Raw genomic sequence first — 12,991 nt, 5'->3', positions numbered from 1 at the left:
TATCCGGGCTTTGCGCTCAGTTTTGGGGCTGTAGCACTTATAATTCAAGATTACCTCAACCACCCCCACTGCTGTCATGTCTCTTGCCCTGTCTTCGGCTGATCAATTCGATGTTTCTACCTTCAACGGCGCGTCTGCCCTGTCTGCTTTTCGTGCAGAAGGCTTGTTGAAACGCCTGCAAGCCATTGACTCGAATGTGTCGGCAGTGCGTGCGCATTTCGTTCACTTCGTGGCCACGCGTGGTGCATTGGAAGGCCATCAGCGCAAGGTGATGGAAGGTTTGCTGGATTACGGCCACGCCGCGCCGGCTTTGGACCGCATTGACCTGAGTTGCGTGGTAGTGCCGCGCTTGGGCACGGTAAGCCCTTGGGCTTCCAAGGCCACCGATATTGCACACAATGCTGGCTTGGCCAATGTGGTGCGCATGGAGCGTGGCGTTGAGTTTCAGCTGACTTTTAAGAAGGGTTTGCTGGGCGGCAGCAAACTGCCCGAAGGCGCTGCTTTGCAGGCCTTGAAGGTAGCCTTGTACGACCGAATGACGGAAACCGTGTTGCCCGATGGGTTTGATGTGAAAAGCCTGTTTTTGCCCCTGCAAGGCAAAAGCCTGCAAATTGTGGAATTGAGCGAGGGCCGCAATTCATTGGTGAAGGCCAACAGCGAATTGGGCTTGGCCTTGAGCGAAGATGAAATTGATTACCTGCTAGAAGCCTACACCGCCATGGGCCGTTCACCCACTGATGTGGAATTGATGATGTTTGCGCAGGCCAACAGCGAGCACTGCCGCCACAAAATTTTCAATGCCACCTGGACCATCGACGGACAGGCTCAAAGCGAAACCCTGTTCGGCATGATCCGCAACACCCACAAAACCACGCCCCAAGGCACGGTGGTTGCATATTCCGACAATGCAGCAGTGATTGCTGGTGGCAAGGCTGAACGCTTTTTTGCGGATGCAGACGGTGTGTATCGCCCGCATGAAGAAAACACGCATTTTGTGATCAAGGTTGAAACCCACAACCACCCCACAGCCATTTCGCCTTACGCGGGTGCTGCCACCGGTTCGGGCGGTGAAATTCGCGATGAAGGTGCCACAGGTCGTGGCGCCAAACCCAAGGCAGGCCTGTGTGGCTTTACCACCTCGCACTTGCGTTTTGATGGCGGCAAGGAAATCTGGGAAAGCGGGCAAGACGCCCTGGTGCCGCTTGATCAGCGCAATGAGCAACGTAGCGAGCAGCCGAAGCCTGTTGGCATTCCTACGCGTATTGCAACACCTGAACAAATCATGATTGACGGCCCAATTGGTGCGGCTGCGTTCAACAATGAATTCGGTCGCCCGAACCTGGGCGGCTACTTCCGCACATTCGAGCAACGCGTAGGTGAAAGGGTTTACGGTTACCACAAGCCCATCATGATTGCGGGTGGCTTGGGCAATATTCGTGAAGTGCACACCCACAAATGCGACTTGCCAGCGGGCAGCCTGTTGATTCAACTGGGTGGCCCCGGTATGCGCATTGGTATGGGTGGTGGGGCTGCATCGTCCATGAACTCTGGCTCGAACACCGAATCGCTCGACTTTGATTCAGTGCAACGTGCCAATCCTGAAATGGAACGCCGTGCGCAGGAAGTGCTTGATCGTTGCTGGACCTTGGGCGAAGCCAACCCCATCTTGAGTATTCACGATGTGGGTGCGGGTGGTATTTCCAATGCATTTCCAGAATTGGCGGATGCATCGAACAAAGGTGCTGAGTTCGATTTGCGCAAGGTAAATCTGGATGAGAGCGGTTTGAGCCCTGCTGAAATTTGGTGCAATGAATCGCAAGAACGTTATGTGATGGGCATTGCACCCGAGTCGCTGGAGCTTTTCACGCAACTGTGTGAACGTGAGCGTTGCCCATTCTGCGTGGTGGGAGTGGTTACCGATGAACGCCAACTGAAAGTGCTGGATGCGGAAAGCAGCAGCAACCCAGTGGACATGCCCATGGAAGTGCTGTTGGGCAAGCCTCCCCGCATGGAGCGCAACGACAAGCGCGTTGAGCCAGTGAAAGCAGAAATGGATTTGACCCAGACTGAATTGGGCGAGGCCATTGAACAGGTGTTGAAATTCCCGGCTGTGGCTTCCAAGCGTTTCCTGATTACGATTGGCGACCGCACTGTGGGAGGCTTCACCGCCCGCGACCAAATGGTTGGGCCTTACCAAGTGCCTGTGGCTGATGTGGCAGTGACGATTGACGATTACACCGGCTACGCAGGGCAGGCCATGGCCATGGGTGAACGCACACCGCTGGCTGTGTTGAATGCGCCTGCCTCAGGCCGTATGGCGATTGCAGAAAGTATTACCAACCTGCTGGCTTCACCGGTTGAGAAACTGGAAGATGTGAAGCTGAGCGCCAACTGGATGGCCGCTTGCGGCACACCTGGGCAAGATGCCGCATTGTTTGACACTGTGAAAGCGATTGGCATGGAACTTTGTCCGCAATTGGGTTTGGGTATTCCTGTGGGTAAAGACTCTCTTTCCATGCGCACCCGCTGGAACGAGGGCGATGTTCAGAAGGAAGTTTTGTCGCCTGTCAGTTTGATCGTGACCGCGTTTTCGAAAATCAACGATGTTCGCGGTACGCTCACGCCTGTGCTGAACACAGCGGATGACACAGTGTTGGTCTTGGTTGATTTGGCGCGCGGCAAAATGCGCATGGGCGCAAGCGTGCTTGCACAAGTAACCAACCAGTTGGGTGCAGATGTGCCCGATGTAGAGGACGCAAGCGACATCAAGAACTTTGCACAGGCTTTGAATGCCCTGCGTGAAAAAGGCTTGGTGCATGCCTACCACGATCGTTCAGATGGTGGTTTGCTGGCGGCCTTGGCCGAGATGAGTTTTGCCAGCCGTTGTGGTTTGTCGATCAACCTGGATTTGATCACCATAGACCCGTATTCGGCCGATTGGGGCGACTTTAAAATTCGCCCGGAGCAGGTCAGCGTGCAGCGTGGCGAGCTTACCCTGAAAGCCTTGTTCAACGAAGAACTGGGTGTGGTGTTGCAGGTACCCGCTGCGCAGAAAAGCGAAGCCATGCAAGTGCTTCGCGATTTCAACCTGAGCAAACACAGCAATATCATCGGCAAGCCAAATGACCGAGATGTAATTGAGTTTTACCGCGATGCCAAGTGCATTTACTCCGAAAGCCGCGCCAAGCTGCAAGGTATTTGGGATGACACCAGCTATCAAATTGCCAAGCGCCGTGACAACCCGGCGTGCGCGGAAAACGAACACAAAGCTGCCGCCGAATTGCCCAATGCTTTGGTGTGGCAACCCAGCTTTGATATTGCAGAAAACCCGGCAGCACCGTTTATTGCAAGCGGTGCCAAACCCCGCGTGGCAGTGCTGCGTGAACAAGGCGTGAACGGTCAGTTGGAAATGGCAGGCGCATTCACGCTTGCGGGCTTTGAGGCTGTGGATGTGCACATGAGCGACTTGCTGACTGGCAAGCGCAAGTTGGCTGATTTTCAAGGTTTGGCTGCATGCGGTGGCTTCAGTTACGGCGATGTGTTGGGTGCTGGCGAAGGCTGGGCAAAAACCATTCGCTACAACAGCGTGCTGGCTGATCAGTTTGCGGAGTTTTTTGGTCGCAGTGATGTGTTCGGTTTGGGTGTTTGCAATGGTTGCCAAATGATGGCCACCTTGGCTGATTTGATTCCTGGTGCAACGCATTGGCCAAAACTGATGCGCAATGAAAGCGAGCAATATGAAGCCCGCTTGGTGAATGTAAAAATCAACAAGACGCCGTCCATTTTGCTCAGTGGCATGGAAGGTTCGGTGGTGCCAGTGGTGGTGGCGCACGGCGAGGGCCGCGCAGACTTTTCACGCCAGGGCAACCACGGCAAATTGACTGCTGAGGGCTTGGTGGCTGTGCAGTATGTCAATTCACAGGGCGAGGCCACACAGCAGTACCCATTCAACCCCAATGGCAGCCCCGAGGCACTGGCCGGTTTCACCACGCCAGATGGTCGTTTCACCATCATGATGCCGCACCCTGAGCGGGTATTCCGTAACGTGCAAATGAGCTGGGCACCGACAGATGCAGGCGAGTATTCACCGTGGATGCGTTTGTTCTACAACGCGCGCAAGGCATTGGGTTAAATGGAAAAAGAATTGGCATGGCAACCCTTGGCCATGGACCAGCAATGGCCAGCCAAAGTGTTTGATGTGCATTGCACCGCCTGCCCGCGTTTGCATGCTTTTCATGAACAGAATCGCGAAAAATTTCCAAGCCATTTCAATGGCCCGGTGCCGCCTTTTGGCCCCGCCAACGCCGAGCTGTTGATTGTTGGTTTGGCGCCAGGTTTACACGGTGCCAACCGCAGTGGGCGCCCATTCACGGGCGATTATTGTGGTGACCTGTTGTACAGCACTTTGCACAAGTACGGTTTTGCCAACAGACCGGTTTCCGTAGCGGTGGGCGATGGCATGCAGCTGTTGAATGCACGCGTAAGCAATGCCGTGAAGTGTGTTCCACCTGAAAACAAACCCACGCCTGCGGAAATTAAAACCTGCAACCAGTTCATTTCCCATGAGTTCAAGGTGCACCCGCCCAAGGCAGTGCTGGCACTGGGCTTGGTGGGGCACCAAGCCGTGTTGAAGGCGATGGATCAGAAACAAAGTGCTTTCAAGTTTGGCCATGCTGCTGAACATGATCTGGGCGCATTTCGTTTGTTTGACAGTTACCATGTGAGCCGCTACAACACGCAAACCGGCAGGCTGACCGCACCCATGTTCGAGGCTGTGCTGCAATCGATCAGCCATTTCCTGAAGGCATAAGGGCAGGGCGATGACCGACGAGCAACAAGCGCCCGACTCTCCTTTTGATATCCCGGCGTTCTTGAAAGAATTGACCACACGCCCCGGTGTGTATCGCATGATTGATGCGAACGGCACTGTGATGTATGTGGGCAAGGCCAAGAACCTGAAAAAGCGGGTGTCTTCGTATTTCCAGAAAACCCATGCCAGCCCGCGTACCAGCCACATGGTAGAGCGCATTGTGAGGGTTGATGTAACCCCCACCCGCACGGAAGCAGAAGCGCTGCTGCTTGAAAACAACCTGATTAAAAGCTTAAGCCCGCGTTACAACATTCTGTTTCGGGATGACAAAAGCTATCCCTACCTTCGCTTGACCAATCACAAGTACCCACGGGTAGCGTATTACAGGGGTGCAGTCGATAAAAAATCACAGTTCTTTGGACCCTTTCCGAATGCTTGGGCCGTGAAAGAAAGTATTCAGGTTTTGCAGCGAGTGTTCTTGTTGCGCACCTGTGAGGACACTGTTTTTTCCCATCGTTCACGCCCTTGTTTACAGGCCCAGATTCAGCGGTGCAGTGCACCTTGTGTGAACTGGATCAGCCCTGAGGATTACGCAAAAGATGTGGAAGCAGCCTCGCGTTTTTTGCGGGGCGACCACAAATCAGTGTTGGCCAATCTGGAAGAGAAAATGCTGGAAGCCAGTGGCTTGCTGGAGTTTGAGAAAGCGGCCATGTACCGCAATCAGTTGGGTGCGCTAAGCCGTGTGTTGCAAAAGCAGTCTGTAGACACCACGGGTGGTGATGACGATGCAGACATTATTGCTGTGGTGATCAAAGGCGGTGCAGTGTGTGTAAACCTCGCCATGGTGCGGGGCGGCCGGCATTTGGGCGACAAACCCATGTTTCCCAGTGTGGCACAGGCCAGCGAGGACATTGGCCCCGAGGTGCTGGAGGCGTTTTTGAGCCAAGCCTATGTGGACAGGCCGATTCCAAACCTGTTGATTGTGAATCAGGATCTGGATGCCCCCGAATTGCTGATGGCACTCAGCCAGCAAGCAGGCAAGAAAATTAACCTGATCCGCCAGCCGCAAAGCGAGCGACGCAAGTGGTTGGACATGGCTGTGGACAATGCAGAAATCGCGATTGCGAGGCGAATTGCAGAGCAGGGGTCAGCCCAGTTCCGAACCCGTGCACTGGTTGAAACATTGGGCCTTGAAACGCGGCTGGAGGAAGCTTTGCAGGCAGGCGAGGCGAGCAGCATGTTGGGGGGCACCCTCAAACCACAGGGTGACACAGCCAGCGATTCCGTGTTGCCACCAGGCACTGAAGCTGCCATGGACGCAGCACCCGAGGACATTGATTTGCTGGCCACTTTGCGCGTGGAGTGTTTTGACATTTCGCACACCGCAGGAGAGGCCACGCAGGCCTCGTGTGTGGTGTTTCACAACCACGACATGCAAAGTCGCGAATACCGTCGCTACAACATTGAAGGCATTACACCAGGCGATGATTACGCAGCCATGCGCCAAGCGGTAACACGTCGATATCAGCGCGAGGGCAAGACCCCAATTGTGATGCCGCATGTGGTGCTGATTGACGGGGGCAAAGGGCAAATTGAAGTGGCCCGGCAAGTGTTTGAGCAGCTTGGACTGGACATCAGCCTGATTGTGGGCGTGAAAAAGGGCGAGAACCGCAAAGTGGGCCTGGAAACTTTGGTGTTTCCCGACGGTAGGCCAAGCCTTGAGTTGGGCCCTGGTCACCCTGCGCTCATGCTGATTGCGCAAATTCGAGACGAAGCCCACCGGTTTGCGATTACAGGCATGCGGGCCAAGCGGGCCAAGGCGCGTCAGGCTTCCGAGCTGGATGAAATTGAAGGCATTGGCGCACGCCGCAAGCAAAAGTTGCTGACCCGTTTTGGCGGTTTGCGTGGTGTGAAGGCGGCCAGCGTTGAGGATCTACAAACCGTCGATGGGATCTCGAAAACACTGGCTGAAGAAATATATCGGCGTTTGCATTGAACAGGTGTGCCTCAATGGGCGTTCACGCTGATATATTCTGTACCTCTAGAGAGTGTATTTTCACCTTAACAAAAGAAAAACAGATATGCCAATGAACCTGCCCATGATCCTGACCTGGGTCCGGATTATTTTGATTCCACTGGTTGTCGGCATTTATTTTCTGCCCGAAACAGTCATGTCCATCACCATGCAAAACTGGGTGGGCGCCTGGGTTTTTGTATTCGCAGCCATTACCGATTTTGTAGACGGTTACCTGGCCCGCCGCTGGAACCAAACCTCGGCGTTTGGTGCGTTTCTTGATCCGGTTGCCGACAAGCTGATGGTGGGGGCAGCCCTGATTGTCTTGGTCGACCTTGGGCGCATCGGCCCATTTATCGCACTGATTATTATCGGACGTGAAATTACAATTTCCGCCCTGCGGGAATGGATGGCCAGTATTGGGGCCCGCAACAGCGTGGCCGTGAACTGGCTTGGCAAATTCAAAACCATTGCGCAAATGGTGGCCATCCCCATGTTGTTGGTCAATGAAACCTGGATGGGCATCAATTTCCAGTTGTTGGGCACTTTGGGTATTTATGTGGCGGCTGTGTTGACTGTGTGGTCCATGTGCTATTACTTGATGAAAGCCTGGCCTGAACTTCGCAATCGAAGCTGATCGCTTCAAGAACCTTTCGCCATGAACAAAAGCAACCTGCTGCCCCAGCCATATCCATTGCGGCAAGCACTCAATGATGAAGTCCATTCTCGCCCCACCGAGGCCTTGTGGCCGCAGGAAAGGGTGTTTCACATTGCTTTGCTGGTGCAAGGTGAAGTGACGCCCGCGATTGTGGGGCAGTTGCAGGCCTTGGTCGACTACTGTGGATGCAAACCAGTTTCGGATGAGGAATTGGCCGCACCCCAGGTCAGCCTGAGCCTGTGCGGTGGCGAATCGGCCTTGCGTTTGCGCCTGGAGCGCCACAATGAATTCATTACCCTGACGTTCTTTGAGCGGGCTGACCATGCGATTGTGTTTGATCGCCCAGTGACCCGCAGATTACCCCCCAGCTGGATGGCAGCCTTGCCCGGCATCATGTTGGTGGCCATTGAATTGTTCGTTCAAAAAACAGAAAGTCCCCGCGAACCTCGCAGTGTTGCAGGCTATTTTGATGGGAACACCTTGATTGGCGGCATGATTGCGAATGGGGCAGGACAGGTGTTTTCCGACCTTCGAATTGCTGATCGCGGTGCTACCCGTATTCTGATTTGTAATTTGAAAATGGGCTCACGACAGCTGGGTAGGGTGGTTCAGCGCACCATCGAGATGGAAACCTACCGCATGATGGCGTTGCTGAGTTTTCCAGTGGCGCGCGCCACATTGCCGAAGCTGTCCTCCTATGAGGATCGCTTGGTGAAGCTGGCCACGGAAATGGCTGAAACCAGCAAAACCGAAGACCTGGCCGAAGTAACCTCAGAAGATGTTGAGCTGGACAGAAAGTTGTTGAGCCAGTTGACTGATTTGGCGGCACGTGTGGAGCAGTTGAGCGCTGAAAACCGGGTGCGGTTTACCGCGGCTGAGGCGTACACCGATTTGGTGAAAAAGCGGATTGCCGAGTTGAAAGAAATTCCCATGGTGGGCATGCAAACTTTTGGTGAATTCATGGATCGCCGTTTGGGCCCTGCCATGAAAACCTGCACCTGGACTGCCCGCAGGCAAGATGAGTTGGCGGCCCGTATTTCACGTGTGACCCAGCTGCTGCGTACGCGCGTGGAGATTGAGCGGGAAAGCCAGAACCAGCGGTTGCTGACCAGCATGGACAAGCGTGCCAAGGTGCAGTTGCGTTTGCAGGAAACTGTGGAAGGCCTGTCGATTGTCGCGATTTCCTACTATGGTGCGAGCCTGGTGGGTTATTTGGCCAAGGGTTTAAAGACCATGGGTGTGCCAGTTTCTCCCGATTTGGCCATTGCTGTGGCCATACCCACGATTGCGGTGCTGGCTTATGTCAGCATGCAGGCCATGAAAAAGCGCATGGGCTTGAAAGGCTGAGGAATATTAGGGAAATATTGATCCGAAAGGTTTCCAAACCAAAGGGTTTGTGGTTATAATTGTGGGCTCGGAAGCTTGGCAGAGCGGTTGAATGCACCGGTCTTGAAAACCGGCGAGGGTGCGAGCCCTCCGTGAGTTCGAATCTCACAGCTTCCGCCAAAAACATCAAAACCCGCCCTTGTGGCGGGTTTTTTGTTTTTGCGACCTGTGAGTAGATTCGAACGAACGGATCGTAAAAATAATAGTTCGGTGGAGTTCCCGAATGGGAACGAAACGAGGGAGCACCGCAAGGTGCGATAACAATCTCACAGCTTCCGCCAAAAACATCAAAACCCGCCCTTGTGGCGGGTTTTTTGTTTTTGCGACCTGTGAGTAGATTCGAACGAACGAATGATGAAAACAAAAAACCGCCTCGTGGGCGGTTTTTTGCATTCAGACGAGTCAACAACGCATTGCTTATCTGTAAAGCACGCCAGGCAACCACATACCGATTTGTGGGAACACATACAGCACGAACATCGCGAAGATCTGAATGAACATGAAGGGAATCATGCCCAAGAAGATCTGGTTCAGCGTGACTCCGGGTGGCGATACGCCTTTCAGGTAGAACGCTGCCATGGCCACCGGGGGTGACAGGAAAGCCGTTTGCAGGTTCATGGCGACCAGCAAGCCAAAAAACAATGGGTCAATGTCAAAGTAGGGCAGCAGTGGAATGAAAATCGGCATGAAAATCACGATGATTTCTGTCCATTCCAGAGGCCAGCCCAGCAGGAAAATGATGACTTGGGACAACAGCAAAAACTGGATTGGCGTGAGGCCCAAAGACAACACCCAGTTTTCAACCAATTCCTGACCACCCAGCAGCGCAAATGCCGCTGAAAAAATGGATGAGCCCACAAACAACCAACACACCATGGCGGTTGTTTTGGAGGTAAGGAAGGCAGATTCACGCAACACCGGGAAGCTGAGTTGACGATACCCGGCCGCCAGTAACAAACCACCGAATGCACCAACAGCGGCGGCCTCGGACGGCGTTGCAAAGCCAAATACGATACTGCCCAACACCGCCAAAATCAGAATTGCAAGCGGGAAGAAGGAGGTCAGCAACATCTTGAATACTTCAAGGCGTTCGAAGCTGAGGCGGGAGTAGTAATACAAAAGTACTCCAACCACCACTAACAGAGAAATCCAGAAGTTCAGGGGTGCAGGAGTGGACTCGGGTTCTTCTGCAGCGGCGGCGGGTTCCGTGGGTTCTTCCAACGCGGGGGCTGCTTCCGTGGTTTCAGCGCCAGCAGGTTCATCGAAGCCGAAGTCATAATTACTGCTGCTGGATCCCTGATACTCAGACCCAAAACTGACCAGGCCAGATGTGTCAAATGCAGCTTCCTTGGGTGCCGTCAGGGAGGAATACACCAAACCTAGAATGAACGCTGCGAAAATTGCGGGCAACATGGCCACGAAGAACTGATTGGCTACTTGCCCAGTGGTCAGGTTGCCTTCACGACGGCCTTTCATACCGTTGACCAAGGCCGATACTGCGCGGCTGCTGCCATAGGTACGCTTGAGCGAATCCAGAACAGGGCTAAGCGGCACTTTGCGGTCTTCTTCAGACAAGGGAGGTGCACTTTTCGGGTTCAGTTTTGCACGAATGATGATGTAGGCAACATACAAGCTTGCCAACATAATGCCGGGGAAAAATGCGCCTGCGTACAACTGTACTACTGAAACACCGGCTGTGGCACCGTAGACGATCAACAGCACTGAAGGTGGAATCAAAATACCCAGGCAACCACCGGCGGTGATGGCACCGGCGGCCATTTTGGTGTCGTAGCCCGCTTTCAACATGCTGGGCATGGCCAGCAAGCCCATCAGCGTAACCACCGCACCCACAATACCTGTCGCCGTTGCGAAGATTGCGCAAGTGACCAGTGTTGCAACGCCCAAGGCGCCGGGAAGGCGAGCCATGGCCAAGTGGAGGGATTTAAAAAGTTTCTCGATCAGGTTTGCACGTTCAACCAGGTAGCCCATGAACACAAACAAGGGAACTGAGATGAGCACATCGTTGGTCATCACCTTGTAGGTCGACTGCACCATCAAGTCGAGCGTTTTCTGTATGTCTTGATCATAGGCAAAATATGTGAATATTACGCCCATGCCCATCAAGGTAAAGGCTGTTGGGAAGCCGAGCATAATGGCCACAACGATAAGGGACAGCATCAGCAAGCCCAAATGGCCATTGGTCATTTCCGATGGCGCGGGCATGGAAATGGCAACCCCGATCAGGATCATTGCCATAATGGCGACACCAAAATATAGTTCTTTTTTCATGATTGATCCTGTTATTTCTTGCTTAGAGTTGCTTTGAGCTTCTCTACATCGACTTCTTGCACATCGTCCTCACGCTTGGGCCATGCTCCATCCTTGATGCACATGACGCAGCGAATCACTTCGACTACGCCCTGAAGCAGCAAGAAAACAGCTGCCAGCGGAATGAATGCCTTGAATGGGTAAATTGGGGGACCATCTGCGGTGATGGACGACATTTCCTTGATCGCCCAGGCCTCGTCAGCGAATGTGTACCCTGCGTAGGTCAATGCGATGATGCCGGGGAAGAAGAAAACGAAATACAGAATCAGGTCAAGAATGGCTTGTGTTCTGGGCTCAAGAAAGCCATAGAGAATGTCGCCACGTACATGGCCGTTGGTGGCCAGCGTGTAAGCACCTGCCATCATGAACAGGATGCCGTAAAGAATGTAAGACGCATCGAACACCCAAGGATTGGGGCTGTTCAGGGCGTATCGCGTGAATACTTCGAACACGATAATTCCAGTCAACAGTACGATAGTCCAGGCAAAGAGATGCCCAACCTTGGTGGAAATTTTGTCGACCAAATGAAGGAAAGCTAACATGGGGTGAACCTCGGGTTCGGTTAAAAAAAAGCCAACACCCGTTGTGCAGGTGCTGGCTTTTCGCTGTGGACTAAATTACTTCTTTTGTTGTGCGTAAAACGCTTGGGCCATTTTGAAGTCGACGGATGTGTCGGCTTGCCACTTGGCTGCACGTGCAGCAAATGCACGCTGCGATTCAAACACTTTCTTGAACATGGGGTTTGCAGCAGACTTTTCTTTGGTCACTTCATCCCATGCTTTCAACTGTGCCTTCAAGATGCTGTCTGGTGTCTTGAAGAACTTGACGCCATCTTTGCTCTGCATTTCCATGTAGTCTTTGGAGTAGCGATCCACTGCTTTCCAGCTCATGTCAGCAGATGCAGCCTCGGCAGCGTTTGCGATAATGGCTTTGATTTCGGCTGGCAGCTTGTTGTACTTGGTCTTGTTGAACATGATTTCAAACTGTTCAGAAGACTGGTGGAACGATTGCAACATGCACACCTTGGACACGTCTGGGAAGCCCAACAGGCGGTCTGAAGATGCGTTGTTGAATTCAGCGGCGTCCAGCAGGCCACGGTCCATCGCAGGAACGATTTCGCCACCGGGCAGCGCGTTAACAGCAACACCCATCTTCGTGAACATGTCTACAGACAAGCCAACGGTACGGAACTTCAGGCCTTTCAGGTCTTCGGCTTTTGTCACTGGCTTCTTGAACCAGCCCAAAGGCTGAGTTGGCATTGGGCCAGACATGAAAGAAACCACGTCCATTTTCAGGTCGCCGTAAATTTCGTCCAGCAATTCCTTGCCGCCACCGTACTTGTGCCAGGCCAGCAGCATGTTTGCGTCCATGCCGAAAGATGGGCCTGAACCCCAAAGTGCAACCGCCGCATTTTTACCGTACCAGTAGGCAATAACGCCGTGGCCACCGTCCAACGTGCCCTTGCTTACAGCATCCAGCAAGTCGAAAGCTTTTACCACTGAACCAGCTGGCAGCACTTCAATTTTCAGGCGACCACCAGTCATGCTGTTGACCTTGTCGGCAAAGTCAACTGCATACTCGTGGAAAATGTCTTTCTGGGGCCATGTGCTCTGGAAGCGCATGTTCACTGTTTGAGCAGTGGAGATCATGGGGAACGCCATGGCGCCTGCACCTACTGCAGCCACTGATGTGCCTTTGATAAAATCGCGGCGCTTTTGGTTGTTCACTGAGTCAGTCATTTTGCCTCCTTAAATTGATTTAGCTTTCGACCGTTGTTTTTGGTTTTACTTTTCGA

At 53.3% G+C, this 12,991-nt stretch carries 8 protein-coding genes and 1 tRNA gene; 6 read left to right on the top strand and 3 right to left on the bottom strand.

Annotated features, from left to right (window positions below; genetic code table 11):
• The first annotated feature begins 76 nt into the window (after nucleotides 1-76).
• The 6 genes from purL to FCS97_RS08535 all read left to right on the top strand — a co-directional run bounded on the left by purL (nucleotide 77) and on the right by FCS97_RS08535 (nucleotide 8,988).
• Complete coding sequence (gene purL / locus FCS97_RS08560) at nucleotides 77-4,132, top strand: phosphoribosylformylglycinamidine synthase (protein WP_138518034.1); 4,056 nt, start codon at nucleotides 77-79, stop codon at nucleotides 4,130-4,132.
• On the top strand, nucleotides 4,133-4,810 hold the full coding sequence (locus FCS97_RS08555) for a uracil-DNA glycosylase (RefSeq protein WP_138518033.1): 678 nt from the start codon (nucleotides 4,133-4,135) through the stop codon (nucleotides 4,808-4,810).
• A gap of 10 nt (nucleotides 4,811-4,820) precedes the next feature.
• Nucleotides 4,821-6,806: an excinuclease ABC subunit UvrC gene (gene uvrC, locus FCS97_RS08550; protein WP_138518032.1), complete on the top strand. Its 1,986-nt coding sequence runs from the start codon at nucleotides 4,821-4,823 to the stop codon at nucleotides 6,804-6,806.
• Between the two features lie 85 nt (nucleotides 6,807-6,891).
• Nucleotides 6,892-7,461 (top strand): CDP-diacylglycerol--glycerol-3-phosphate 3-phosphatidyltransferase, encoded by a 570-nt coding sequence (pgsA, locus tag FCS97_RS08545; RefSeq protein ID WP_138518031.1) that lies wholly within the window; start codon nucleotides 6,892-6,894, stop codon nucleotides 7,459-7,461.
• Between the two features lie 21 nt (nucleotides 7,462-7,482).
• Nucleotides 7,483-8,829, top strand: coding sequence for a DUF3422 family protein (locus FCS97_RS08540; RefSeq protein ID WP_138518030.1), 1,347 nt, complete (start codon nucleotides 7,483-7,485; stop codon nucleotides 8,827-8,829).
• A gap of 69 nt (nucleotides 8,830-8,898) precedes the next feature.
• Nucleotides 8,899-8,988 (top strand) — tRNA-Ser (locus tag FCS97_RS08535).
• Between the two features lie 297 nt (nucleotides 8,989-9,285).
• On the opposite strand, the gene FCS97_RS08530 is transcribed toward FCS97_RS08535, so the two are convergent.
• The 3 genes from FCS97_RS08530 to FCS97_RS08520 form a co-directional block, all read right to left on the bottom strand.
• The gene (locus FCS97_RS08530) at nucleotides 9,286-11,157 is read right to left on the bottom strand and encodes a TRAP transporter large permease (protein WP_138518029.1); all 1,872 of its coding nucleotides are present in this window, start codon (nucleotides 11,155-11,157) and stop codon (nucleotides 9,286-9,288) included.
• A gap of 11 nt (nucleotides 11,158-11,168) precedes the next feature.
• Nucleotides 11,169-11,738, bottom strand: a complete 570-nt coding sequence (locus tag FCS97_RS08525; RefSeq protein WP_138518028.1) for a TRAP transporter small permease subunit — start codon at nucleotides 11,736-11,738, stop codon at nucleotides 11,169-11,171.
• Nucleotides 11,739-11,813: 75 nt separating this feature from the next.
• Nucleotides 11,814-12,935 (bottom strand): TRAP transporter substrate-binding protein, encoded by a 1,122-nt coding sequence (locus tag FCS97_RS08520; protein ID WP_138518027.1) that lies wholly within the window; start codon nucleotides 12,933-12,935, stop codon nucleotides 11,814-11,816.
• Between the last annotated feature and the right edge of the window lie 56 nt (nucleotides 12,936-12,991).

Origin of the sequence: Limnobacter alexandrii (genome assembly GCF_005871185.1) — a bacterium.
GTDB lineage: Bacteria > Pseudomonadota > Gammaproteobacteria > Burkholderiales > Burkholderiaceae_B > Limnobacter > Limnobacter alexandrii.
The sequence above is the reverse complement of the archived record's forward strand: the minus strand, read 5'-3'. Positions and strand labels throughout refer to the sequence as shown.

Bases quoted from the DNA above. Each gene is read 5' to 3' on its own strand.
- purL (WP_138518034.1), top strand. From the start codon at position 77: ATGTCTCTTGCCCTGTCTTCGGCTGATCAATTCGATGTTTCTACCTTC.
- FCS97_RS08555 (WP_138518033.1), top strand. From the start codon at position 4,133: ATGGAAAAAGAATTGGCATGGCAACCCTTGGCCATGGACCAGCAATGG.
- uvrC (WP_138518032.1), top strand. From the start codon at position 4,821: ATGACCGACGAGCAACAAGCGCCCGACTCTCCTTTTGATATCCCGGCG.
- FCS97_RS08530 (WP_138518029.1), bottom strand. From the start codon at position 11,157: ATGAAAAAAGAACTATATTTTGGTGTCGCCATTATGGCAATGATCCTG.
- FCS97_RS08525 (WP_138518028.1), bottom strand. From the start codon at position 11,738: ATGTTAGCTTTCCTTCATTTGGTCGACAAAATTTCCACCAAGGTTGGG.
- FCS97_RS08520 (WP_138518027.1), bottom strand. From the start codon at position 12,935: ATGACTGACTCAGTGAACAACCAAAAGCGCCGCGATTTTATCAAAGGC.
- FCS97_RS08540 (WP_138518030.1), top strand. From the start codon at position 7,483: ATGAACAAAAGCAACCTGCTGCCCCAGCCATATCCATTGCGGCAAGCA.
- pgsA (WP_138518031.1), top strand. From the start codon at position 6,892: ATGCCAATGAACCTGCCCATGATCCTGACCTGGGTCCGGATTATTTTG.